Raw genomic sequence first — 23,761 nt, forward strand, 5'->3', positions numbered from 1 at the left:
CCGGGGTCCGCCAGAGTCAGAACGAATGCGCCATGCCCACGTAGAAGCCGGTCTGGCTGCCGCCCGGCGCCGGGTTGTTGTTGGTGGTCTCCACCGAGAAGTTCGCATTGCCGCCATTGCGCACATTGCCCACGCTGGCGTACAGCAGCGTGCGCTTGGACAGCGCGTAGTCGGCGCCCGCCATGAACAGGTTGGCGCTGCCGCCGCCCTTGTTGACCGTGGTGCGGTAGCCCGCGCCGATCAGCGTCAGCGGGCCTGACACCTTGTAGCGCGCGCCCATCCAGTACTGCCGCGCCTTGTTGGGCACGCCAGCCGCGCTGTCGGGCGCGGACAACTGCTCATAGCCCGCGAACAGCTTGAGCGCGGACAGCGTCACCGTGCCGCCCAGCGTCAGGTTGCGGGAGGTGGTGTACAGATCGCTGAAGCGGCCATTGGCGTCGCGGGCCACATCGTAGATGGCGCGCAACTCGAACGTGGGCGCGGTATAGGACACGGACAGCGCATCCTTGCGCAGCCGCGATGCGCCCTGCGGCTGCTCGCCCAGGCCGGTCAGCGCCAGCACGCGCAGGCCGCCCCAGCTGGGCGTTTCGTAGGAAATCATGTTGTCATGCCCGCCCCAGTTGCGCCCCCGCACCAGCGTGGCCGAGCCGATGAACTGCTGGCCCGTGGGGTCCAGCGCCCAGTGCGCATCCGAGATCGACAGGTCCTTGCCCAGTTTCAGCGTGCCCCAGCCGCTGCGCAGGCCCACGAAGGTGCGGCGGTTGAAGAAACCTGCGCCGTTGAACTTGGCATCGTCGATGCTGAAGCCCGACTCCAGCGTGAACAGCGCATGCAGCCCGCCGCCCAGATCCTCCTCCCCCTTGAAACCCAGCATGCTCGTGCCCCACTGGTTGCCCACGGCCCGCCACAGATTGCCAGAGCCCCCCGTGGCCGGGTCGTACACATTGCTCTGGTAGTCCACCCCCGCGACCACACGCCCATAGAGCGTGACCGAACTCTGGGCCTGGGCCGCCAGGGCCGTGCCCAGCGCCAGCGCGGCCAGGCCAGCGCTGCGGATCATGCGTTTATTCATCTCCCTCTCCTCCTTGACATTGCCGATTGGCGAAAATCCCCATGGCCGCAGCACGGCTGCCATGGGGAGCAGCTTGAAACCAGTCGCCAGCCCTTTTTCTTGTTCTTGTGCTTCTTGTTCTTGCGGGCGCATGCAGTCCCGTGGTTGCGATGCCCTGCAGGCTGCTTTCATGAATTCTCCGCAGGGATGGCGCCAGGCCTGAACGATTCATGCGCAGACCTATGCATTTGCGGCGCGGGCGCCCCGGTGTTTTCCCCTGGAAGGGGGGCGAGCGACGTTCGGGGATGGGGCATGGCCGCCGGATGCTCAGTCCGCCGCAGCATCTGCCAGCCGGAAGATGCAGGCCATGGGAGTCCACTTGTCGCCGGGAGGTGTCCAGGGCGTGGGCGCCTGGAAGGTCCACATCAGCGCCTCCCATTTGCGCAGCTTCGGGTCGATGGCAGCGGCCAGGGACATGGCCCGGGGGTCATGCACCGCGTCATCGGTTTCCATGACCATCACCATGCGCGTTCCAAGGCGGTGGATTTCCATGCCGGTGACGCCATGGCTGCGCAGATGCGCCGCCACCTCCGGCCAGATCCTGCGATGCAGGGCTTCATAGCGGGCGATCAGTGCCGGGTCATCCCTGAGGTCGAGTGCAAGGCATTGGCGCATGGTGTCTCCATGGTGGTCAGGTCAGCGCGCGGTCCAAGTGGGTGTAGCCGCCATCGACAAACAGCCATTGCCCCGTGGTGTGCGATGCCCGCTCGGACAGAAGAAAGACGACCGTGTCCGCAATCTCCTCGGCCGCCGTCATGCGCCGGCCCAGCGGAATCCGTGCGCTGACCTGTTCCAGCTGGCGCCCCGGGTCGTCGAAGCGGCCCAGCCAGTGCAGGTACATCGGCGTCATCACCTCCGCGGGCACCACGGCATTGACGCGCACGCCATCGGCTGCCAGCGCGGCAGCCCATTCGCGCGTCAGCGAGAGCTGGGCCCCCTTGGCCGCGCAGTAGCCGCTGGCCTGGCCCTGCCCGGTCAGCGCGGTCTTGGACGAGATGTTGACGATGGCGCCACGGCTGGCCTTGAGGTGCGGCAGGCAATGGTGGGCCATGACGTAGTAGTGCACCAGGTTGGCCTGCAGCGAGCGCACGAAGGCGTCGCGCCCTGCCTCCAGGCCTACGCCGTCATTGATGCCCGCGTTGTTCACCAGGCCGTCGATGTGGCCGCAGTCCGCCGCAGCGCGGGCCACCATCTCCCCGCATGCCTGTTCATCGACCAGGTCGAAGCGGAAGTGGCGGGCCCGGGGCTGCAGCTCCATGAGCTGCGCCTCAAACCGCGCGGACATGGTGTCCTTGCCGCAGATCAGCGGAACCGCACCTTCGCCGGCCAGCCGCAGCGAGATGGCCGCCCCGATGCCGCTGGCACCGCCCGTGACGATGAAGGTCTTGTCTTTCAGGTTCAGGTCCATGCTGCCTCCCATGTGGTCAGGTCATGCCTTGCGGCTGCAGGCCGTAGCAGCGCGCGGCGGTGCCGCCCCACAGCGCCTCGCGCTCGGACACCGACAGCCGCGACGACGCCCAACCATCCACCAGCTCAAAGACCGTGGCGTATGGCGCGGCCAGCAGGCAGACCGGCCAGTCGGAGCCAAACATCAGCCGCTGCGGACCGAACACCTGCAAGGCCGTGTCCAGGCATTGAAGCAGGCAGGCCCGGTCAGGCTCGCGCAGGCCGGATCGCCAGTCGGCCTCGGTCACCAGGCCCGAGAGCTTGCACGCGACATGCGACAGCGGGGCGAAGCGCTGCAGCGATGCCTGCCAGCGGCCGAACGCGGCCTGGGCCTGGCCCTTGTGTTGGTCCCGGGCCAGCCCGGCCAGTGGCGGCTTGCCCAGGTGATCCAGCACCATCCAGTGCGCGTCATGCCGTGCACACAAGGCGGCGGCCGCATCCATCTGGTGGTCGAACACCAGCACGTCGTACGTCCAGCCCTGGCGCTGCAGCACGGACAGACCGCGTGCGAATGTCGCAGAGCACACAAAAGCCGAGGCATCAGGCTCATCCTGCACCTGATGGCGCCACCCGCACAGCGCCGGCTCGGCACGCCAGGACTGCAGGCGCTCGCCAATGCCGTCGCAGGCCAGATCCTCCCATCCCACGACGCCGCAAATCCCGCTGTGCCGCCGCGCCAGATCCAGCAGGTATCGCGTTTCATCGACACTGCCCCTGGCCTGCACGGCAATGGCGCCGGTCAGGCCGCAGGCTTCCAACTGCGGCAATACCTGCTCCGGCGTGCAATCCACCGCCAGCGCCTGCATGCCCTCGCCTATCCAGGGATAGTCCCGGGCGCTGTAATGCCAGAAGTGCAGATGCGCGTCTATGCGCTGCAGGGAAGGTGCTTCGTCCATCGCTCAGGCCGGGAAGCGGTATCTGTGGAGAGATTCCGGCTTCATCGTGATGGAAAAGCCGGGCGCACCGGGAGGCATATAGGCCGCATTGCGTACCACGCAGGGATCCACGAAGTGCTCGTGCAGATGGTCCACGTACTCGATCACGCGCCCCTCACGCGTGCCGGACACGCAGACGAAATCGATCATGGACAGATGCTGCACATACTCGCAAAGGCCCACGCCCCCGGCATGCGGACACACGGGCAGACCGTACTTTGCGGCCAGCAGGAGTACCAGCAGCACCTCGTTGACCCCTCCCAGCCGGCAGGCGTCGATCTGCACCACGTCGATGGCGCCACGCAGGATGAACTGCTTGAAGAGAATGCGGTTCTGGCACATCTCTCCAGAGGCGACCTGGACCGGGGCAACGGCTTCGCGCACCGCGCGGTGGCCCTCCACATCGTCAGGGCTGGTCGGCTCCTCGATGAACCAGGGCCTGGCAAAGGCCAACTCCCGCACCCAGCCGATGGCCTGCCCCACCTCCCAGGCCTGGTTGGCGTCGATCATCAGTTGGCGGTCCGGCCCCAGCACCTCGCGCGCAATGGACACGCGCCGGATGTCGTCCTGCAGGCTGCGCCCCACCTTGAGCTTGACGTGGTTGAAGCCGCCGGCCACCGCCTCGCGACACAGGCGGCGCAGCTTGTCGTCGTCATAGCCCAGCCAGCCGGCCGAGGTCGTGTAGCAGGGATAGCCCTCGCGCTCCAGCACGCCGATGCACTCGGCCTTGCGCGGCGACTGGCGATGCAGCAGCTCCAGCGCCTGGGCTTCGGTCAGGGCATCCGTCATGTAGCGGAAGTCCAGCGCGCGGACGAACTCCTCGGGCGTGAAATCGGCCACCAGGCGCCACAGCGGCTTGCCCTCGGCCTTGGCCCACAGGTCCCACACGGCATTGACCACGGCGCCGGTGGCCAGGTGCATCGCCCCCTTGTCCGGGCCGATCCAGCGCAACTGGCTGTCGGAGGTGATGTGGCGCCAAAAGCGCCCCATGTCCTGGCGGACCCAGTCAAGCTCCACGCCCTCCACCAGGTGCCGCATGGCCTCGATGGCGGCGCAGCAGACCTCGTTGCCGCGCCCGATGGTGAAGGTCAGCCCGTGCCCCTCAAGGCCAGGCGTGTCCGTCTCCAGGATCACATAGGCGGCGGAGTAGTCCGGGTCCGGGTTCATGGCGTCAGACCCATCCAGGTGCCTGGAGGTCGGAAAGCGCACATCGAGCACGCGCAGGGACAGGATTCGCGTCATGGTCTTCTCAGGCCTTGCCGGTTGTCGAGGGATTCGGTTGCACGCGGGCCGCCACCATGGTCTGGCGCTGCTCGCCCAGGCCGGCGATGCCCAGCCGCATGGCCTGCCCGGCACGCAGGTACATGGGCGGCTTCTGGCCCATGCCCACGCCCGGCGGCGTGCCGGTGGAGATCACATCGCCCGGTTGCAGGCTCATGAAGCGGCTCAGGTAGCTGACGAGAAAGGCCACGCCGAACACCATGGTGGCCGTGCTGCCGTCCTGCATGCGCCGGCCGTCCACATCCAGCCACATGCGCAGCGCCTGCGGATCGGGCACCTCGTCGGCCGTGACCAGCCAGGGCCCCAGCGGGCCGAAGCCGTCGCAGCCCTTGCCCTTGTCCCAGGTGCCGCCGCGCTCGAGCTGGTACTCGCGCTCGGAGATGTCGTTGACCACGCAATAGCCCGCCACGTGCTGCATGGCCCGGGCCTCGTCGATATGGCGCCCGCCCTGGCCTATGACCACGCCAAGCTCCACCTCCCAATCCGTCTTCACGGAGCCGGGCGGAATCTCGATGGCGTCGTCCGGGCCGCAGATGGCACTGGTCCACTTGCCAAACACCACGGGCTCGGGCGGCACCTGCATGCCGGCCTCGGCCGCATGGTCCGAGTAGTTGAGGCCTATGCACACGAACTTGCCCACCCGCCCCACGCAGGGGCCCAGACGCAGCGTGTGCTGCGGCACGCCTTCCACCAGGGGCAGCTGCAAGGGGTCCAGGGCGGCCAGTTGCGCCAGGCTGTCCGGCAGCAGCACAGGGCCGGCAATGTCGTCCACCACGCCCGAGAGGTCGCGCACACGCCCTTGCGCATCGAGCAGGCCCGGTCTTTCATGGCCCCTGGGGCCGTATCGCAGCAATTTCATGGAGCAGTCCTGTGCAGTTCAGTTGGACCAGCCGCCGTCGATCACGCTCAGCGTGCCGGTGACGAAGCGGGATTCATCGCTGGCGAGATAGGTGGCCAGCGCGGCGATCTCCTCGGGCTGGCCTACCCGCCCCATGGGCTGGCGCGCCACGAAGGCGGCGCGCACCTGCTGCAGCGGCACGCCCTGCTGCCGGGCCTGGCTGGCGATGCGCGCCTGCAGCGACGGAGACTCCACCGTGCCAGGGCAGATGGCGTTGCAGCGTATGCCCCGCGTGACGAAGTCGGCCGCCACGGCCTTGGTCAGCCCGACCACGGCAGCCTTGGTGGCGCCATAGGCATGGCGAAGGGGCACGCCCTTCACGCTGGAGGCCGCGGACGACATGTTGATGATCGAGCCGCCGCCCTGGGCCAGCATGGCGGGCAGCAGGGCGCGGATGATGCGGTGCATGGAGGTGACGTTGAGCTGCCACGCAAAGGCCCAGTCCTCGTCGCTGCAGTCCAGGATGCTGCCGTGGTGCACGAAGCCCGCGCAGTTGAGCACAGCATCGAAAGCCCTCTCCTGCCCGGCCAGTGCCAGGATGTCGGCCGCATCCGTCACATCCAGCCGCCGCGTGCGCAGGCCATCCCTGCCCTCCAGCTCGGCCAGCGCCTGCAGGTCGATGTCGGTGGCCAGCACGCAGGCACCTTCGCGGGCAAACATCAGCGCGCAGGCACGCCCTATGCCCTGCCCGGCTGCGGTGACGAGAATGTGTTTTCCGGCGAGTCTCATGGAGCCATTCCTTCCCTTGCTTGAAAAGGGTTCTGCACGGGCGATTCGCGGGCCGCGCCTATTGCTGCTGCTCACCTGCGAGCCGGGCCAGCATCAGGGCGCCGAGGATGATGGCGCCGTAGATGGCCTGTATCCAGAACGATGGCACCTGCGCCAGCGTCAACAGGTTCTGCACCACGCCCAGCAGCAGCACGCCGCACAGCGCGCCCGACATGGAGCCCTTGCCGCCATCGAGCGAAATACCGCCGATGACGGCCGCCGCGAACACCGTGAAAATCATCGAGCTGCCCTGGTTGGCATTGATCGCGCCCACATAGCCCGTGACCACCAGCCCGCCCACTGCGGCCAGCACGCCGGCCAGCACGAAGACGCCCCAGGTAATACGGTCCACATTGATGCCCGCCGCGCGCGCCGCATGGGGGTTGCCGCCAATCGCATACAGCGCGCGGCCCAGCCGGTGGTGGCGCAGCACCACGGCGGCCGTGCCGAACGCCAGCGCCGCCAGCCAGACCGACAGCGGCAGCCCCAGCAGCGTGGCCGTGGCCAGGGCGAAGAAAGGCTGCGGCATGTCGAACAGGGTGCCGCCCCTGGTCGCGCCCACCAGCACGCCGCGCAGCACGATCAGCATCGCCAGCGTGACGATGAAGGCATTGAGCCGCAGCCTGACGACCAACAGGCCATTGAGAAAACCCGTGCACGCGCCCACGGCCGCGATGGCCAGCAGCCCCGCCGCCACCGGCCATTCCGTGCCAAAGCCTCCCGAGGCTGCAGGAATCACCAGCATGGCGCCCACCGCCGGCGCAATGCCCACCGTGGACTCCACCGACAGATCGAACTTGCCCGTGATGATGATCAGCGACTCCGCCAGCACCACCAGCGCCAGGGCTGCGGAGGCCCCCAGGATGCTGACCAGGTTGGCCGGTGTCAGAAAGCTGGGGCTGGTCAAGGCTCCCAGCAAGAACAGCAGGGCCAGCGCAGGCACCAGTGCATAGTCGCGCAGCCGGTGCAGGGCGAGCCGCCCGGCGGCCGGCACGGGCACAGCCGTGTTCGGCGAGACAAAGGCGTCAGTGCGCATGCAGGCTCACTCCTTCCATGGATGCAATCAGTTCACCGTCGTCCCAGCCTCTGGCGAGTTCGGCCACCACATGGCCATGCGACATCACCAGCACGCGGTCACAGGTGCGCAGGTCGTCCAGCTCGCTGCTCGCCAGCAGCACGGCCCGGCCCTGCAGTCGCTCACCCTCCACCACGGCCAGCAATGCCTGCCGGGACTTCACATCCACACCCGCAGTGGGATCGATGAGCACCAGCACATCGGGCTCGCTGGCCAGCGCGCGCGCCATCACCACCTTCTGCTGATTGCCGCCCGACAGGCCGGACACGGCCTGCTGCGGCCCGCTGGCCGCCACATCGAGTGCACGCATGGCCGACATCGCCGCCGCCTGCCGGCGCGCCGGCGCAACGAAGCCGAACCGGCCCAGCCTGTCCATGATGGTCATGGTGGCGTTCTCGGCAATGGACTGCCCCGGCACCAGGCCCTGGCGGTGCCTGTCCTGCGGCACGCAACCCACGCCGTGCGCCAGTGCGGCGCCCACATCACCGGGCGGCAGCACGCGGCCCGACACCAGAATCCGGCCCGCCGTCGTGCGCCGCAGACCCGCCACCGCCTCGCCCACGGCCGTGCGCCCGCTGCTGGTGGAGCCCGTCAACCCCACGATCTCGCCACGCCGCACCTGCAGGCTGACAGCCCCGAAACCCTTGCCGCACACCTGCTGCAGCGCCAGCACCACGGGGGCAACGCCCGTGCCCCAGCCTGCCGGGGGTGCGTGGGCGGTGCAAGGCGAGCCGGCCAGGCTGTCCCGCTCGCCCGTCATGGCCTCGATCAGTGCCTGCCGGGGCAACTGCGCCACCGGCGCCGTCACCACATGGCGCGCATCGCGCAGCACGGTCACCGTCTGGCAAATCTCATAGATCTCCTGCAAGTGGTGCGAGATGAAGAGAAACGTGACGCCGCCTTGCTGCAGATCGTGCACGCGCCTGAGCAGCCGCCGCGTCTCGTCGTGGTCAAGCTGCGCCGTGGGTTCGTCCAGGATGATGAAGCGCGCGCCCAGCGACAGCGCCCGTGCGATCTCCACCAGCTGGCGCGCCTCCACCGTCAGATCCCCGGCCAGCGCATCCTCGTGCACATCGATCTGCCAGGCATCCAGCAAGGCCCTTGCCTCGCGCCGCAGCACGCGCCAGGAAATCCAGCCATGGCGCAGCGGCTGCCGGTTGATGAACAGGTTCTCGGCCACCGACAGCTTGCCGATGATGGTCGAATGCTGGTAGACACAGGCCACATGCTGGCGCCAGGCCATGCGGTCGGTCACCGCAGGCGCGGGCTGGCCGTTGAAGCGGATGCTTCCCGTGCCGGGCTGGTGCAGGCCGGTCAGCAGGGCGACCAAGGTGGACTTGCCTGCGCCGTTGCGGCCAGCCAGTGCATGCGACTCGCCCGGCATGACCGCCAGGCTCACATCGTGCAAGGCCGTCGTGGAGCCGAAACGCAAGCCGAGCCCACGCGCCTCCATCACCGGCGTGCCCGGTCTGTCAGCCATGAATCCGGGGGGCATCGTCATGGCTGGTTGGCCCACAGCGACTTGTCCTCCACGTTGTCGCGCGTCACGACGGGCGCGGGCAACTGGTCCTCCAGAATGCCCGGAGCCACCTCCACGATGCGGCTGCCATGCGGGGTGGGCCCGGGCTTGAACGACTGCCCGGCCAGCGCTGCCTTGATGTAGTACAGGCCGTACTTTGCGTAAAGATCGGCGGGCTGCGAGATGGTGGCGTCGATCTCGCCCTTGCGGATGGCGTCCAGCTCCTGCGCGATGCCGTCGTTGCTGATCACCACGATGTGCCGCGGATCGCCAGCCGGATGCAGCAGCCCCCTGCGCCGCAGCGTCTGCAACGTAGGCGCCAGATAGACACCGCCTGCGTGCATGTAGATGCCCTTCAGGTCCGGATGCGCGGACAGCAGGCCATCGAGCGCGGCGGCGGCGGCATCGGACTTCCAGGCCGCGGGAATCTCCAGCACCTGCAGCGCCGGGAAATCCTTCATGCAACTGCGAAAAGCCTCGGCCCGATCACGGCCGTTGACCGATGCCAGGTCCCCCATGATCTGCACCACCTTGCCCGCCTTCACCTGCGCGCCCAGGTACTGGCAGGACCGCGTGCCATAGGCGCGGTTGTCGGCACGCACCACCATCGCCACCTTGCCCCGGGTAGGCGCCACGTCCACCGCCACCACAGGAATCTTCCCCTGCTCGGCCAAGGCGAGCGCGCGACCAATGGCCGCCGAATCCAATGGTGCCACCACCAACCCCTTGGCGCCGAGGTTGATCAGATTGGCCACATCGGTGATCTGCTGGGCCGGGTCCTGGTTGGAGTTCACCGGCGCCAGGACGTCGACCTCGAGGGCCTTCGCCATTTGCGGGAGGTAGCCGTTGTAGGCCTGCCAGAACGGCGAGGTCAGCAGCGGCAGGTTGACCCCGATCCTGCCTTGCGCCGCGCCGGGTTCCGCCGCCAGCGCTGCCCCCGCGCATGCCAACGCCGCAACAGCGGCTGAGAACCGCCAAGCCATGCCGACCCGTTTGGCCGGTGCCTGGGAAACGCCATGCAGTGCTGCCATGGAACTGGCCTCCTCATGTGTGCCGGGACTCCGGCGGTGCGGCGGTGTGACGGGATCGCCTCTTGCCTATGACCAAAATGCCTTGGTTCGGCAAAATCATTCATCCATGAATTTATTATTTATGAATAAATTCAAACTCGGCACCTATGGTTTACCCAGAGCATTGCCCCGATGCGCAAGGCATCCTCCAAAACAGGATCAGTCCTATCCCGAACGTAAGATCTGCACGCATGAGCAAAGCACTGGACAACGCAGAAGACAGCGAGCGCTACCGCGCGCCGGCACTGGACAAGGGGCTGGACATCCTGGAGCTGCTGGCCGAGCACCCCGATGGACTGACACGCGCCGAGATCGTCAAGGAACTGGGCCGGGGCCCCAGCGAGATCTACCGCATGCTCGAGCGGCTGGTGGCCCGGCAATATGTGATGCGCTCGGCCGGCGGCGACCGCCATGCGCTCAGCCTCAAGATGTTCGCGCTGGCGCACCGCCACCCGCCCGTCAACCGCCTCGTGACCCAGGCGCTGCCCGTCATGGATGCCTATGCGCGGCAGGCCGAGCAGTCCTGCCACCTGGGCCTCTACGACCGTGGCAATGTCCTGATCGTGGCCCAGGTCCCCGGCCCCGGGAACTGGGGCCTGTCAATCAGGCTGGGCGCACGCGTCGGGCTGCTGGACACCGGGTCAGGCCATGTGCTGCTGGCCTGCCAGACACCCGAACGCCGCGCGCAGATGCTGGCCGAGCACACGCCTTTGGAAGGCGAGGTACATCTGCCCGAGGCACAGCTGCACGACATGCTGGAACAGATACGCAGCACGGGCTACAGGCAGAGCGAAAGCCTGCAGTCCTATGGTGTGGTGGACATCTCCTACCCCATCCTCGGACCCGATGGTCAGGCCATGGCTGTGCTCACATCTCCCTATATCCGGCGGATCGATGAGCATGCGGGTCCCTCGCTGGACGCTGCGCGTGCACTGCTGCTGCAGGCCACGGGACAGCTATCACTCAACAGGCAAACGCACGGTGAAGGATGAGGGTTGGCAAGCGAGACTTGCCGGGCGCATGGACAGCCAGGGACGCATGTGCCGCTACCGCACCAAACAGGTAGACAACCCCATTCCATCTTTCGCACAGCCGTGTTATTGGTTAAAAACTAATAGCTTCATCACACTGTGAAGTCATGCATCACCTAACGCAAGAGTTGCAGTTCGGGCGTTGATTATTTTTATGAAAATCGTATAATTTAATTACCACTCCACAATTCAAAGCGATGCTCGATTTCAATCAAATTTTGAATTGCCAATTGAATACAACTCCTTTCCGCTGGGCGGAAATATCTGATCTGTATTCAGCACAGGACTGCGCTTCGCTTGCTCAGACTTACCCATTCGATCACTTCCGGACCATAGAGGCCTATGGTGGAGAAAAGGACTATCGATACGATGCCCGCTCCTTGGTTCCCATGGGCGAAAATCGCCTATCCCGCCCAGAATACCTAAGTCCTAGCTGGGTAAGGTTCGCTCAAGACTTGATTTCCAACAATTACCGCAATGCCATGTCATCCCTCACAGGCATCGATTTGTCCAATTTCCCCATGGAGGCGAATCTTTACCACTATGGATCCGGGGCACTTCTCGGGCCACACCGTGATCTTCCCGAGAAAAAGGTTACGCATGTGTTCTATTTCAATGAGCACTGGCTTCCGGCAGACGGTGGTTGCCTTGCAATATTGAACTCATCAGATGCAAAGGACGTCGCAGCCCTTGTCAACCCCATTGTCGGGAACTCGGCAGCCTTCGTGCGTTCAGATGATTCCTGGCATGAGGTGACCCAGGTCTCTGCACGGGTACGTGAATCGCGTCGCAGTGTGACAGTGACTTTCTATCAGCCGGGGTCCATCAGCTCAATGTGGCCACCTGGCTCGGAATTGGAATTGCACGACTATGTTGCAGGCTGAAGCAGCTTGCACCAACCAGCACAAGCGCCGTTTGCATATTGATGAGCATTTCTTCGGCCTGTCTCGAAACTAGAAGCATATGCCAAAAACAGCATTCGGAGACATCGCCAAGCCATTTATTCCGTGGCAACACAGGCATTTGATACAAGCCATTGTCATGCGCGAAATAGATTCGCGCTATAGAAACTCGGTCATGGGTTGGCTATGGTCAATCATCAGCCCATTTTTTACGCTGATGGTTTATACCCTGGTATTCAGGAATGTATTCTCAGTCAAATGGATCGGAGGTAACGGCTCATCTTTTGAGTTTGCAATTCTCATATTCATTGGAATGACGGTTTTTGGGCTATTTTCAGAATGTGTCACCCGTGCGCCGGCATTGATCACATCCACACCCAACTATGTGAAGAAAATAGTCTTTCCTCTTGAGATCTTGCCATGGACAAGCCTTGGAGTAGCGGTATTTCACATGGGTATCAGCCTGCTGGTCTTGCTTGCTTTCTACAGCCTGGTGATCGGGCTGCCTCATTGGACTGTCATTCTCTACCCTGTGATATTGCTGCCGCTGATACTCATGACGGCGGGACTTTCATGGATCTTCAGTGCCATCGGCGTTTATTTTAGGGATGTTGGGCACATCATTGGTGCGCTACTATTGCCTTTGATGTTTTTGACTCCCATTTTCTATCCAACGAGCACTTTGCCTGCTGAGCTGAAAAGCCTGATCGAACTCAATCCATTGGCTCAAGTCATCGAGAATGCACGGATGGTGCTCTATTGGGGGAAAACACCGGATGCGATGCCTTTGCTTGCATCAACTCTTGCGTCCGGTCTTTTCGCCTTCCTGGGACTCTGCTTCTTTCAGAAAAGCCGTGAGGGGTTTGCCGATGTCCTTTGATTTCTCCATCGAGGTTGAAGCGCTGAGCAAATGCTACCGGGTCTATGACAGCCCGCAGGACCGGTTCATGCAGATGCTTCCCTTTGGGAGACGGCGGCGATTTCGCGAGTTTTGGGCACTGAAGGATATCTCTTTTCGCGTCACCAAAGGCGATGCCGTCGGGATCATTGGTCGAAATGGGAGCGGCAAATCCACTCTATTGCAGCTGATTTGTCGCACACTCAATGCCAGTGCTGGAAATATCGTGACCAGAGGGAAGATCGCAGCCTTGCTGGAATTGGGCTCAGGCTTCAACCCCGAGTTCACAGGCAGAGAAAATGTCTACCTCAATGGCGCATTGCTCGGCATGGACAAAGCGGCAATGGATGCCCGCTTTGATGAAATCGCTGATTTTGCAAATATCGGTGATTTCATGGATCAACCCACCAAAACCTATTCAAGCGGAATGCTTGTTCGGCTGGCGTTTTCCGTGTCTGTATGTATCGACCCAGATATTCTGGTCATTGATGAAGCATTGGCGGTGGGAGATGCCTCATTCCAGTTCAAATGTCTCGGGCGGCTGGAGGCACTGGCACAAAAAGGGACGACACTGCTTTTTGTATCTCACGATATGAGCATGGTTAAGAGATTCTGCAACAAGGCCATTTACCTCAGTGAAGGAAGGTTGAAATCAATAGGCTCCCCTGAAGAGATGGCGGAAATGTACTTACTCGATATGAGGGATGAGCAACGCCAATGGGCCAGCGGCGGCGCCACGCCTGTAGCATTGAAGACCACAGTGAATGATGCGCGTATCGCCTTCGGCACTACAGAGGGTGAAATCATCTCCGCCCACTTCACCAACACAGGCAGTCACTACTCATCATTCGTATTTGGCGAGACCATCGACATCAGAATCAATTGTCGATTTCATCAATCCGTCCTCTTGCCCAATATCAGCCTCACCGTACAAGAGGCAAGACTTCTTGTGGTGGGTGGGAAAAACTTTCAAATCTCTTCCCGCATGCCGTGTGGCGAATGGTTGGAAGCAAGCCTCACCTTCCGCTTTCCAGCCAAGCTGACACCCGGTCGGTATCACATCACCATCAAATTGATGAATGGACATACTGAAGAGACATCTCTGCTGATCGACAAACAAGTGGGGCTATTGAGCTTTGACACGGTCACCGGGCGCAATACTCCATTTCTCGGAATCGTAGATCTGGGGATTGAGCTGGATACATCGGCGCCCAACAACCAGAAATCAACCTGATGGATCAGGGAGCCCTCATGACACCGACAGCGAAATCCGATTCAAGAAAACTGTTCGAGATCAACGCATCCTCTATCTGAAACAGCATTTCAAGCAATGCCATTGAACGCGGGTTGCTTTCCACAAAATTTCCAGCAATTCCGTGCAAGGCAAATTGCAATATATTCCCACCACAGGGATTGAATGCACATTCAACAAAGTTCTCGGACAGTACTTTTCGTATATCCTGTGACCTGATGGCCTCGGACGGGTCAACCCTTGCCACTTCAATCGGATCGGGCAGTTGGACTGCATGCTGCACCTTTCCAAAATGTTCCACTTGAAAAGACCGACGATACGCAGGTGGCAGCAATTGAAACGCGCTGGAGATGACGGTACGCTGGAATTCGTTGAACGCAAACTGATTTGCTCCTACGTATTCATTGAAAAACACCCATCCCCCAGGCTTAAGTGCCGCACGAACGGATTGGCAAACCAATTCCAGATGCTTTATGTGGTGCAGAGATCCATTGAACCAGACAGCGTCGTAGATCCCGCTTCCCAGCGGGACGCTTTGAACATCCCTGACAAAATAGTTGATATTGTCTGCCCCCATTGAACGAGCCTCGGCTCTGGCAATATCGATGGCGCCAGAGGCAATATCAATGGCATCAAATTCTCCAAAAGCGTTCAACCGGAACAGTTCGCGTTCCAGAGAGCCACTTCCGCAACCAATGCTCAACATTTTTGCGGAGGACTGCGGGCGATCAAAAAATTCCTCCATGCAATAGGTTCCCCACCATTCATGCCGGGTACCGGCACAGGCCTTTCTCTGAAAACGCCGCTGTACGGCCGGAATGGCAAGCCAGTACAGTTGCGGAGAAAACGCATCGGAGCTCGCCACATTCTTTGACCAGTGCGCCGCGGTAATTTCTTCGTCAGAAATCATGTGAGCCTTTCGGTGTTGCGGTTATTGGTATGGGGCGTCCATGCACCCCACTTTTTCTCGAAATACGCCTGATTCCGGTCCCAGATCGCCTGATACTCACCTGAGTCAATCAGCTTCTTGAACGAAGCTTGTCCATAGTGATGAACAAAGGAGTCTTCCGCACACACAGTCCGATACCCAGCCGCCTGTATTCGGCGGCAGTAGTCATCATCTTCAAACATGCCAATGCCGAACGCTTCATCAAGCTCACCGATTTCATCGAACACCTCACGACGCATTGCCACGCAAAACATGGCCAATACGGAAATTTCAAAGTGACGCCCCTCGTTTGCAATCGTATAGCGAGCGGCAAACTCGTGCATTTGCTCTATATTGACGTAGTCAACGGCGATCTTCGCCTCATTTCCCACGGAGTTGGTTACCGGCCCCACCAGACCTATGTCACTGTTCTGCAAATGCCGAAGCATGGACTCCAGCCAATCGTTGGTGACCACGGTATCGTTGTTGAGGAGTACGACATACTTCCCCTCGGCCTGCGCAATGCCTTGGTTGTTGGCCGCAGCGAAGCCACGGTTTTGATCGTTGATGATCAATTTCAACTTCAAGCCCGGGAATTGACGCTGCATGCTGCGTAGCATGTCACGAGTGTCATCCTGGGAAGCATTGTCCACGATGATCACTTCGTAGTTGGGATACATCGTACGGGCCACAATGCTCTCAATACACTGTCGCGTCAGATCGGCGTTGTTGTAGCTGACGACGACGATGGAACATTTTTCATACAAGGTCTGCAGCGCCTGTTCCATTGAAAGATAGCGGTGGTGCCAGCCATTATTTTTGGCCAGCTGAATTCGGCGCTGGGTCAGACCTGGATCATTTTCCTTCAGCGCAACCTCGACCTTGTTCAGGAAATCCGCATATTCCCGGGCGAAGTAAACGTAGTCTCCATATATTGCCATCTCCTCCAGAGGAACACTGACAACGGGCTTGCCCACGCTTATGTATTCATAGAATTTCACAGGATCCACCGCATGGGTGACCTTGTTCAATTTGAATGGGATCAGGCAGACATCAAAGCCATGCAGATAGCGTGGCATGTATTCATAGGCCTTCTTCCCAAGCAAGTGCACATTGGGCAATCGATCTATCCCAGCCATATCCTTGACGAAGCAATCGCCGACAAGCACAAAGCTCCAGTTCGGGCGATTTGTCGCCAAGTAATGCACAAGTTGGAAATCAACCCAGGGAGCCAGTGCACCGTAGAATCCGATGACTGGTTTTTCCAAGTGTGCCAGAAGCTCATTCTTCACACAGTTGGACGAGAAAAATTCAAACTCCACCCCGTTTCTGACCAGGATGCACTTCTTGCTGGCGGCCTGCCACTTCTTCTCAAGCAAGGAAGCCGTGACAGTCACCAGGTCAGCTTTGTCGATCAGGATTTCTTCCTCCTGGAGAAGTTGCTGACCTATATCTGGAAAATCTGCCCACTCATCCATGCAATCGTATTGGAGGCGCCAGGCTCGCTTCTGCTGGAGTTCGACCGCCAATGCTGTCCAGTAGGACAGGTGAACAACAATCAGCGCCTCTCTGATCTTGGCGTCCACCATCAACCGTGCCAATGACCTGTTGGCGGCGCTCAGATTTTCCTGAGACATCCTGTGCGCATAGAAGTCTTCGGAATCATGAAACTCAAGCCCTATTTCATAGATATTCGAGGCAACCTGCTTCATGACATACGGTTCGCCTTGTGCCGGCATGATGGAGCGCGCAATATAGAAAATGCGATGTCCCTTGGCCGCGAATTGAGACATGATATGCTGCGGCCGCTGGTAGCGAGCAGACCACTCGATGTTGGCAAAACAGACAATATCCATTTTCCCGTTGCTGACCCCAGGAAACAATGCTTGCTCATCTCCTTGCAGAGATTGAAGGGCGTGCAGCTGGCTTGACAGTTGATTCTTGAGAGACTCCGAGTGCAACAGGGCCTTTAACCGGCTGGGTAGCAGCATGTTCCCCAGGTTTCGAGCCAATCGAGAGCGGTCTGCAATCAGGTGCAGGCCATCGACCATCAGGTATCGGAAGCTTTTCCTTCGCCGCTCAAGCGTCAACTTTATTGCAGCAACTTCGCTCCTGAGCCATGCAATCCCCACATCACGCGACGCAATGATATCTTTGCTGTGTTTCAGCTCCCGCTCCAGCTCATCAATGGTCTGTCGCAAGGCGAGGATTTCCCCGCGTGAAACTCCAGATTGTCCCTCCATGCCGGATTGATCGACCTCCCCTTCTGGGATACCGACAGTGGAGGAACATAGCGATTGCTCTTCAGTATTATTTTTCATGGAAATTGATAGGATGGATCCGAATCGAATGGCTGGTTGGTGTGACCTCGGACGCTTTTCCAACGAATCAGCAGCAGCCCTGCATTGACTCAATCAACTTTTTTCCTGCAATCCCGTCTCCGCTGTTCCGCTTTTATCACTCTCAAGAAAAAACGGCAGTGACATCAGGAATTTGTTCATTGCGATCCTTGAACTCGAGCCGCTGGACTTGATGGAATCAGCCACCTGGTCCCAATGCAGCTTTACTTCGTCCCGCGCATTCGCCATCAAATCCAATGGACTCTTTCGGCCAATACGACTGCTCAGCCAGTGTGGATCATCACAATCCATCGTAGACAATGGATACACGCTGCTGAACCTCGAGAGTGCGGTAAATTTCCCTATTGAAAGATCGCTGGGCGTAAATACAGGAATTCCTGCGCAAAGTGCAGTTATTGCAAGATGATAACTATGCCCAGCAACACCTTCTGATTCTGCAACCAGTGCCGCGAGAACCATGGGCGATGGCCATTCAGCCAGGCTGTAGGTATTTGGCAATTCTCGATCAATGAATGCCTCATGGTCACACAGCACCGGGCCCAGACGCAAGAGAAGAAATTCGAGGTCTGGCAACTCGGAGCGAAACCGTTTGATGTGGTCTGTTAATTTTTCCAGATTCTGGGTCGCCTGAATGACTACATAAGGCTTCCTCAGGCCCAGTTGCTCCCTAAGAATTCTGGCCGCTTCTTGCGCAGGGTGGCCATTCATATGCTGACCCAACGAAAATGCCGTGTCGGGAACCAGCTTCACACGGTCATGATCCACGAATTGTTCCAGTGCCTTCTTGCTGGGCTCATCACGCACCGCAATGTAGGGGCTGCACTGCAGCACCAAGGAAAGCAACGGATGGCTCCACTGCGGTATTTCATTGCAATGCATGCCCGGAGCGTTCCAGATGACCGGTATTCCAAGCTGGACCCCGATCAAGGCTGGGGTCAACCAATATCCTGTGGGATGATGAATCCACGCTTCGGTCGGCACATATCCAGGCGCGACGAATGAGTCGAAGCGAATGATGAAACCACCACCTATCAAAATGGCATCGAGTTCAATCGCCATGTTGGGCAGATCGGCAAGAGAAACCACCTTGTATGGCCAATCCTCCAGAGATTTGGCATGGTATGAAAACGGAATCAGTTCCACCGAACCCAGCCGTTGCGAAAGCTCCATCTCCGCAAGTATCGGAAAAAGCAAATCTCCATAGTTTTGAACGTCAAAAGTACCAAAGATGCCTATGCGCCATGGCCTCTTTTTTTCTTGCGTATCTGACTCAAGTTTAGTCATATTTTCGTATTCAAAGTGTGGTGCTACCTAAGCTCAAATAATAATGTCGTTAGCGACTTGATTTTCATTGCTCTTCGCAAAATCAATCAGTTGATGCCATCCGAAATATCAGCGACTCGCCTTATGATTCTTGCATATTGGGCTGCTCTTCGATTCCAGGAATATTCTTCAATGGCATCTTCACGGCGTGCCAGCGCGCCTTTCAAACCATTCTCCAGCCACTTTGCATGGAGATCTCTTATTGCCCCCGCTATATGGCCTGATTCGTTACACACAGCCCATCCGGCGCCAACATTCGAAATCAACAGTCCGGCCTCGTCCGTTTCGGACATGGCAATATGCAGTATGGGAACTCCCGCGCCCAAGTATTCATAAATTTTCCCCGGGACCTGAAATGCCTGTCGGTTACCCAGGCTGAGAAGAACGTCACAGCTCTGTTGAGCCATCAGGCAGATGTGATGATCCACGGCCCCATGGAATATGACCTTCCCGATTCCTTCGAACAGCGATTGATAGGCGGTGTGATTTCCGTAGAAATCAACCTGAATAGTCAAGTCTTCCAGCGACTTCAGAGCGATGGCAAGTTGCGCTGGCGATCGGAAATCTTCGTAGAAATTCCCTGTGTAGACTATTTTCAGCAGTTCTGAGCACCGATGACCGATATGAGTGCTTTTCTCACCTCTGCTTGGAAAGCCTTGTGTCACGCATGAGAATTTTTCACGGATATCCTGCAGGCCATGGCGATTCATGAACAGTTCGGAAGCAGCTTCCGTTGTCACAACGGCGGCGTCAGCCCGCTTGAGCACCATGGCTTCAAAGGCAAGGTCAAAGCGGTAGCGCCATTTTGGCGCATGTGGCGCAACAACCGGGTCGGCCAGATCGGCAATGAGGGGTAGCTGGGAGATCCGTTTGCCTAGCAATCCCAGAATCAGGCTCGCACCAGGCTCATGGGAAGACACAATTGCGTTATATGATTTCGATCCAAGCAACTGGATCAATCGCAGCGAGGCAGAAAAAACCCATTCACTTCGGAGATCGGGAAATATGATTCGATCGAGAAACTGCCGACCCCAACGGTATATTTTCAACAAGGTGGTGGACTGGTGCGATGGATCCACTGGAACGACCTTGCCTGGAGAGTCCTTCTGATTCTTCAATCTGGACATGAGCAGATAGATGCTCTGCGAAACACCCACATACGGCCCGGCCCATGTTCGATGCACGATCACATCACCATGAAGTTCTTCACTGAATGGAGGTAGCGCCGGCATATTCGGACAGAGCACATGGACTTCAATACCCTGTTTTGCAAACTCGTTTGCCAGATAAAACCATCGCAGCGATTGACCTGAAATTATCGGGGGAAATTCGTAAGCAATCAGGAGAATGCGCATGGTCACTATTCATGGATCCTGTTTCAGCATTATTCCAGGCGTATTCTTTGTCTCGAGAGGAATTCAATACCCTTTTCGGGAATTCATTTTTCTATCGGTATGCCGCATACGTCGCGCCACCTCTTACCGCATTTCATGTTACCTCAATAAAAAGCATGGCACCACATCTATCTTCAATATGAAGCAACGGCACAAGCGGCCGCCTGGCTAGCAGTTTCTAAAAACGTGTCGCCTGTGCGACGCTTCGTGGCATGAGTTCTTCATCAATTATTGATAATTTAATTTCGATAGTTGATGACTATTTAAATTCTGCAAATATTCAGCCTTGCGAAGGGCTTGGGCGGCAACTCTCGTATCAGGCCCCTCGATCAGCGGCTGCGCCCTTCGCCTTGAACCCCAAAGCAAAAACACCGCAGGCACATCAGCGCCTGCGGTGTCAGGGATGCGATCCAGAACTGGATCGACCGTGGGGAAAGAACAGCCTACACAGTGCAATACCGATCAGGAGCCAGCGGATTTCAACGCGCCGTCGTATCGCTGCTGGCCGCCACGATGGGGATATAGAACTCGCCGCCCGCGCGGTTGAATTCCTCGGCCTTGGCCTGCATTCCGGCGGCAATGCCTTCCTGCTCGGCCACGCCCTTGGCAGCGGCGAATTCGCGCACTTCCTGGGTGATCTTCATGGAGCAGAACTTGGGGCCGCACATGGAGCAGAAGTGCGCCACCTTGGCGCTGTCCTTGGGCAGGGTTTCGTCGTGGTAGGCCTGGGCGGTGTCGGGGTCCAGGCCCAGGTTGAACTGGTCCTGCCAGCGGAAGTCGAAGCGGGCCTGGCTCAGCGCGTCGTCGCGGGCGCGGGCGCCGGGGTGGCCCTTGGCGACGTCGGCCGCGTGGGCTGCGATCTTGTACGCGATGATGCCTTGCTTGACGTCGTCGCGGTCGGGCAGGCCCAGGTGTTCCTTGGGCGTGACGTAGCACAGCATGGCGGTGCCGAACCAGCCGATCATGGCCGCGCCGATGGCGCTGGCGATGTGGTCGTAGCCGGGGGCGATGTCGATGGTCAGCGGGCCCAGGGTGTAGAACGGCGCCTCGTGGCAGTGCTTGAGCTGCTCGGTCATGTTGGCCTGGATCATGTGCATGGGCACGTGGCCGGGGCCTTCGATCATGGTCTGCACGTCGTGCTTCCAGGCCAGTTGGGTCAGCTCGCCCAGGGTCTTGAGTTCGGCGAACTGGGCTTCGTCATTGGCATCCGAGGCGCTGCCGGGGCGCAGTCCGTCGCCCAGCGAGAAGCTGACGTCGTACTGCTTCATGATGTCGCAGATGTCCTCGAAGTGCTCGTACAGGAAGCTCTCGCGGTGGTGGGCCATGCACCACTTGGCCATGATGGAGCCGCCGCGCGAGACGATGCCCGTGCGGCGCTGGGCCGTGAGGTGGATGTAGGCCAGTCGCACGCCGGCGTGGATGGTGAAGTAGTCCACGCCCTGCTCGGCCTGCTCGATCAGGGTGTCGCGGAAGATGGGCCAGGTCAGGTCCTCGGCGATGCCGCCCACTTTCTCCAGCGCCTGGTAGATGGGCACGGTGCCGATGGGCACGGGCGAGTTGCGGATGATCCAGTCGCGCGTGGTGTGGATGTTCTTGCCGGTGGACAGGTCCATCACGTTGTCCGCACCCCAGCGGATGGCCCAGACCAGCTTCTCGACCTCTTCCTCGATGCTGGAGGTGACGGCCGAGTTGCCGATGTTGGCGTTGATCTTGACCTTGAAGTTGCGCCCGATGGCCATGGGCTCGATCTCGGGGTGGTTGATGTTGGCCGGGATGATGGCGCGGCCGCGCGCCACTTCGTCGCGCACGAATTCGGGCGTGATGATCTTGGGGATGGCGGCGCCCAGGCCGTTGCCGGCCAGGCGCGCCTCGCGCGCGGCGTCCTTCTGGTACTCGGCCATCCATTCGCGGCGGCCGTTCTCGCGCAGGGCCACGTATTCCATCTCGGGCGTGATGATGCCCTTGCGCGCGTAGTGCATCTGGGTGACGTTGCCGCCGCTCTTGGCGCGGCGCGGTTGGCGCTGCAGCGATGCGGCCTCGGCCCGCAGGCGGGCCACGCGCTCGTCTTCCTCGCCGCGCTTGCCGCCGTCGTCCAGGGCCTGGCGCAGGCGCCCGGCGTAGTACTCGCTGTCGCCGCGCGACTCGATCCAGGCATTGCGCACGCCGGGCAGGCCGCTGCGCACGTCGATGGCCACGGCCGGGTCGGTGTAGGGGCCCGAGGTGTCATAGACGCTGACCTGCTCGCCATTGGTCAGCTGGATATCGCGCACGGGCACGTTGAGGCCGCTGTGCAGGCTGCCTTGCAGATAGCTCTTGGTGGAGGCCGGGAACGGCTTGCGCGACTGCGCCAGCAGGTCGGAAAAACGCTGTGCGTCTGGAGCTTCGCCGGCTGCGGGGGTGAAGATGGAATCGGGAGCGTTCATGTCGGGTTCCTTGCGTTCAAAGCGTCGATCAACAACGCTCCGGGAACCGGACACTCCTTGGGCTGTGCCAAAGGCCGCGCACCGGGCTATGCCAGTGTGGGCCTGCCAGGGCCGTATGGCCTTGGCCCCTGGTTGCCACGCACGCCAAGGCGCACGAGCAGCCTTGGTTGGCAAGGGTCGATGCGCATCGGATGGTGGCCTGCCTGGCCGTTGCGGCCCTGCGTGTATCCGCCGTGGCGGACTTCCATCCTCTGACTTCGGCCCCGCTTCAGGGTCCCGCTCTTCTTCCGCCGGTATCAACCGGATCAAGTTCGTCGGGTTCGCCGCCTGGCCCATGCAGCGCATGGACCGGTTGGCATCTCAGTGCATCAGCACACCCCGGAGCAGAGCGCAGTATAGGGGATGGCAAGACGCCCTTGCCCTGCGGGTTTGCCCAGGGGCCTGAAAGCCCTGCTCAGTCGAAGCCGCGCATCTGTGCCCATTCGGCCACCGGTGCGCGCGTGGCGCGCCAGCCGTTGATGGGGGCATCCTTGTCCTCGTAGCCCAGCGCAATGCCGAAGGCCACGTGGTAGCCCTCGGGCAGCGCCAGCGCCTGGGTCACGGCGTCGTTGTAGCGGCGCCAGAAGCCCTGGGCGCAGGTGGCCAGGCCATTGGCACAGGCCAGCAGCATGAAGGACTGCAGGTAGATGCCCAGGTCCACCCATTGCGGCAGGCCCATGCGCTCGTCCACCGCCACGATCAGGCCCACGGGCGCGCCGAAGAACTGGCCGTTGCGCGCCAGCTGCTCCAGCCGCGCGGGCTTGTCGTCGCGCGGAATGCCCAGCGACTGGTACAGCTCCTCGCCATTGGCAAAGCGCCGGCTGCGGTAGGGCTCCCAGAGGTTGGGCGGGTAGGACAGGCCGGGCTGGGCGTCCTGGGGCTCGGCTTCGGCAACGGCGGTGAGCAGCTGCTGCAGCGGCTCGCCCGTCAGCGCCAGCACGCGCCAGGGCTGCAGGTTGCCGCCCGAGGCCGCTTGTGCCGACTGTTCCATCAGGGAGCGCACCAGGGCCGCATCGGGCGACTGGGGCAGGAAGGCGCGCACGGAGCGGCGCGCATGCAAGGCCTGTTCAACGTTCATGCTGGTCGGAGTCTCCGGTCTTCTTGGGGG

20 protein-coding genes and 1 riboswitch are annotated in these 23,761 nt (G+C 60.6%); of the genes, 4 read left to right on the top strand and 16 right to left on the bottom strand.

Annotated elements, in window-relative coordinates; all coding sequences use genetic code 11:
- Nucleotides 1-16 precede the first annotated feature (16 nt).
- From AC57B5_RS11180 to AC57B5_RS11225, 10 genes are all read right to left on the bottom strand, one after another.
- Complete coding sequence (locus AC57B5_RS11180) at nt 17-1,072, bottom strand: porin (RefSeq protein WP_034391372.1); 1,056 nt, start codon at nt 1,070-1,072, stop codon at nt 17-19.
- Between the two features lie 306 nt (nt 1,073-1,378).
- Nucleotides 1,379-1,726, bottom strand: coding sequence for an L-rhamnose mutarotase (locus AC57B5_RS11185; RefSeq protein WP_126311746.1), 348 nt, complete (start codon nt 1,724-1,726; stop codon nt 1,379-1,381).
- A 16-nt stretch (nt 1,727-1,742) separates the two neighbouring features.
- A complete protein-coding gene (locus AC57B5_RS11190; protein ID WP_496399531.1) occupies nt 1,743-2,519 on the bottom strand; it encodes an SDR family oxidoreductase in 777 nt (258 codons plus the stop codon).
- A 16-nt stretch (nt 2,520-2,535) separates the two neighbouring features.
- Complete coding sequence (locus AC57B5_RS11195; RefSeq protein WP_496399532.1) at nt 2,536-3,453, bottom strand: L-fucono-1,5-lactonase; 918 nt, start codon at nt 3,451-3,453, stop codon at nt 2,536-2,538.
- 3 nt (nt 3,454-3,456) lie between these two features.
- Complete coding sequence (locus AC57B5_RS11200) at nt 3,457-4,734, bottom strand: L-fuconate dehydratase (protein ID WP_496399533.1); 1,278 nt, start codon at nt 4,732-4,734, stop codon at nt 3,457-3,459.
- A 7-nt stretch (nt 4,735-4,741) separates the two neighbouring features.
- Nucleotides 4,742-5,632, bottom strand: a complete 891-nt coding sequence (locus AC57B5_RS11205; protein WP_374005761.1) for a fumarylacetoacetate hydrolase family protein — start codon at nt 5,630-5,632, stop codon at nt 4,742-4,744.
- A gap of 18 nt (nt 5,633-5,650) precedes the next feature.
- Nucleotides 5,651-6,400: an SDR family oxidoreductase gene (locus AC57B5_RS11210; RefSeq protein ID WP_496399534.1), complete on the bottom strand. Its 750-nt coding sequence runs from the start codon at nt 6,398-6,400 to the stop codon at nt 5,651-5,653.
- 58 nt (nt 6,401-6,458) lie between these two features.
- Nucleotides 6,459-7,475 (bottom strand): ABC transporter permease, encoded by a 1,017-nt coding sequence (locus AC57B5_RS11215; protein ID WP_496399535.1) that lies wholly within the window; start codon nt 7,473-7,475, stop codon nt 6,459-6,461.
- Nucleotides 7,465-8,994 carry a sugar ABC transporter ATP-binding protein gene (locus AC57B5_RS11220; protein ID WP_496399536.1) on the bottom strand — a complete coding sequence of 510 codons (1,530 nt, stop codon included), beginning with the start codon at nt 8,992-8,994 and terminating at the stop codon, nt 7,465-7,467. Before AC57B5_RS11220 ends, AC57B5_RS11215 begins: the two co-directional genes overlap by 11 nt.
- Nucleotides 8,995-9,011: 17 nt before the next feature.
- On the bottom strand, nt 9,012-10,016 hold the full coding sequence (locus tag AC57B5_RS11225) for a sugar ABC transporter substrate-binding protein (protein WP_496400106.1): 1,005 nt from the start codon (nt 10,014-10,016) through the stop codon (nt 9,012-9,014).
- A gap of 278 nt (nt 10,017-10,294) precedes the next feature.
- Here AC57B5_RS11225 and AC57B5_RS11230 point away from each other — a divergent pair, with 278 nt between their 5' ends.
- The 4 genes from AC57B5_RS11230 to AC57B5_RS11245 all read left to right on the top strand — a co-directional run bounded on the left by AC57B5_RS11230 (nt 10,295) and on the right by AC57B5_RS11245 (nt 14,168).
- Nucleotides 10,295-11,095 (top strand): IclR family transcriptional regulator, encoded by an 801-nt coding sequence (locus AC57B5_RS11230; RefSeq protein WP_063326830.1) that lies wholly within the window; start codon nt 10,295-10,297, stop codon nt 11,093-11,095.
- Between the two features lie 236 nt (nt 11,096-11,331).
- Nucleotides 11,332-12,018, top strand: a complete 687-nt coding sequence (locus AC57B5_RS11235) for a 2OG-Fe(II) oxygenase (RefSeq protein ID WP_496399537.1) — start codon at nt 11,332-11,334, stop codon at nt 12,016-12,018.
- Nucleotides 12,019-12,097: 79 nt separating this feature from the next.
- Nucleotides 12,098-12,916 carry an ABC transporter permease gene (locus tag AC57B5_RS11240; RefSeq protein WP_496399538.1) on the top strand — a complete coding sequence of 273 codons (819 nt, stop codon included), beginning with the start codon at nt 12,098-12,100 and terminating at the stop codon, nt 12,914-12,916.
- Nucleotides 12,906-14,168, top strand: coding sequence for an ABC transporter ATP-binding protein (locus AC57B5_RS11245; RefSeq protein WP_496399539.1), 1,263 nt, complete (start codon nt 12,906-12,908; stop codon nt 14,166-14,168). The genes AC57B5_RS11240 and AC57B5_RS11245 overlap by 11 nt, the downstream gene beginning before the upstream one ends.
- Nucleotides 14,169-14,172: 4 nt before the next feature.
- Here AC57B5_RS11245 and AC57B5_RS11250 read toward each other — a convergent pair whose 3' ends face one another.
- The 6 genes from AC57B5_RS11250 to AC57B5_RS11275 form a co-directional block, all read right to left on the bottom strand.
- Nucleotides 14,173-15,096: a class I SAM-dependent methyltransferase gene (locus AC57B5_RS11250; RefSeq protein ID WP_496399540.1), complete on the bottom strand. Its 924-nt coding sequence runs from the start codon at nt 15,094-15,096 to the stop codon at nt 14,173-14,175.
- On the bottom strand, nt 15,093-17,435 hold the full coding sequence (locus AC57B5_RS11255; protein ID WP_496399541.1) for a glycosyltransferase: 2,343 nt from the start codon (nt 17,433-17,435) through the stop codon (nt 15,093-15,095). The genes AC57B5_RS11250 and AC57B5_RS11255 overlap by 4 nt, the downstream gene beginning before the upstream one ends.
- A 93-nt stretch (nt 17,436-17,528) precedes the next feature.
- Entirely contained in the window at nt 17,529-18,758 is a 1,230-nt protein-coding gene (locus AC57B5_RS11260) for a polysaccharide pyruvyl transferase family protein (RefSeq protein ID WP_496399542.1), read from the bottom strand.
- An 86-nt stretch (nt 18,759-18,844) separates the two neighbouring features.
- The gene (locus AC57B5_RS11265) at nt 18,845-20,152 is read right to left on the bottom strand and encodes a glycosyltransferase (protein ID WP_496399543.1); all 1,308 of its coding nucleotides are present in this window, start codon (nt 20,150-20,152) and stop codon (nt 18,845-18,847) included.
- Nucleotides 20,153-20,670: 518 nt separating this feature from the next.
- A complete protein-coding gene (gene thiC / locus AC57B5_RS11270) occupies nt 20,671-22,614 on the bottom strand; it encodes a phosphomethylpyrimidine synthase ThiC (protein ID WP_315533033.1) in 1,944 nt (647 codons plus the stop codon).
- Between the two features lie 265 nt (nt 22,615-22,879).
- Nucleotides 22,880-23,005: riboswitch (TPP riboswitch) on the bottom strand.
- A gap of 63 nt (nt 23,006-23,068) precedes the next feature.
- Nucleotides 23,069-23,731 carry a nitroreductase gene (locus AC57B5_RS11275; RefSeq protein WP_012204232.1) on the bottom strand — a complete coding sequence of 221 codons (663 nt, stop codon included), beginning with the start codon at nt 23,729-23,731 and terminating at the stop codon, nt 23,069-23,071.
- Nucleotides 23,732-23,761: the final 30 nt, after the last annotated feature.

This window comes from Delftia sp. BGA-UO-ETr-SB1, from assembly GCF_059567865.1.

What these genes read in the sequence shown, in the direction of transcription:
- AC57B5_RS11180 (WP_034391372.1), bottom strand. Translation starts at nt 1,072, where the DNA reads ATGAATAAACGCATGATCCGCAGCGCTGGCCTGGCCGCGCTGGCGCTG.
- AC57B5_RS11185 (WP_126311746.1), bottom strand. Translation starts at nt 1,726, where the DNA reads ATGCGCCAATGCCTTGCACTCGACCTCAGGGATGACCCGGCACTGATC.
- AC57B5_RS11190 (WP_496399531.1), bottom strand. Translation starts at nt 2,519, where the DNA reads ATGGACCTGAACCTGAAAGACAAGACCTTCATCGTCACGGGCGGTGCC.
- AC57B5_RS11195 (WP_496399532.1), bottom strand. Translation starts at nt 3,453, where the DNA reads ATGGACGAAGCACCTTCCCTGCAGCGCATAGACGCGCATCTGCACTTC.
- AC57B5_RS11200 (WP_496399533.1), bottom strand. Translation starts at nt 4,734, where the DNA reads ATGACGCGAATCCTGTCCCTGCGCGTGCTCGATGTGCGCTTTCCGACC.
- AC57B5_RS11205 (WP_374005761.1), bottom strand. Translation starts at nt 5,632, where the DNA reads ATGAAATTGCTGCGATACGGCCCCAGGGGCCATGAAAGACCGGGCCTG.
- AC57B5_RS11210 (WP_496399534.1), bottom strand. Translation starts at nt 6,400, where the DNA reads ATGAGACTCGCCGGAAAACACATTCTCGTCACCGCAGCCGGGCAGGGC.
- AC57B5_RS11215 (WP_496399535.1), bottom strand. Translation starts at nt 7,475, where the DNA reads ATGCGCACTGACGCCTTTGTCTCGCCGAACACGGCTGTGCCCGTGCCG.
- AC57B5_RS11220 (WP_496399536.1), bottom strand. Translation starts at nt 8,994, where the DNA reads ATGGCTGACAGACCGGGCACGCCGGTGATGGAGGCGCGTGGGCTCGGC.
- AC57B5_RS11225 (WP_496400106.1), bottom strand. Translation starts at nt 10,016, where the DNA reads ATGGCTTGGCGGTTCTCAGCCGCTGTTGCGGCGTTGGCATGCGCGGGG.
- AC57B5_RS11230 (WP_063326830.1), top strand. Translation starts at nt 10,295, where the DNA reads ATGAGCAAAGCACTGGACAACGCAGAAGACAGCGAGCGCTACCGCGCG.
- AC57B5_RS11235 (WP_496399537.1), top strand. Translation starts at nt 11,332, where the DNA reads ATGCTCGATTTCAATCAAATTTTGAATTGCCAATTGAATACAACTCCT.
- AC57B5_RS11240 (WP_496399538.1), top strand. Translation starts at nt 12,098, where the DNA reads ATGCCAAAAACAGCATTCGGAGACATCGCCAAGCCATTTATTCCGTGG.
- AC57B5_RS11245 (WP_496399539.1), top strand. Translation starts at nt 12,906, where the DNA reads ATGTCCTTTGATTTCTCCATCGAGGTTGAAGCGCTGAGCAAATGCTAC.
- AC57B5_RS11250 (WP_496399540.1), bottom strand. Translation starts at nt 15,096, where the DNA reads ATGATTTCTGACGAAGAAATTACCGCGGCGCACTGGTCAAAGAATGTG.
- AC57B5_RS11255 (WP_496399541.1), bottom strand. Translation starts at nt 17,435, where the DNA reads ATGAAAAATAATACTGAAGAGCAATCGCTATGTTCCTCCACTGTCGGT.
- AC57B5_RS11260 (WP_496399542.1), bottom strand. Translation starts at nt 18,758, where the DNA reads ATGACTAAACTTGAGTCAGATACGCAAGAAAAAAAGAGGCCATGGCGC.
- AC57B5_RS11265 (WP_496399543.1), bottom strand. Translation starts at nt 20,152, where the DNA reads ATGCGCATTCTCCTGATTGCTTACGAATTTCCCCCGATAATTTCAGGT.
- thiC (WP_315533033.1), bottom strand. Translation starts at nt 22,614, where the DNA reads ATGAACGCTCCCGATTCCATCTTCACCCCCGCAGCCGGCGAAGCTCCA.
- AC57B5_RS11275 (WP_012204232.1), bottom strand. Translation starts at nt 23,731, where the DNA reads ATGAACGTTGAACAGGCCTTGCATGCGCGCCGCTCCGTGCGCGCCTTC.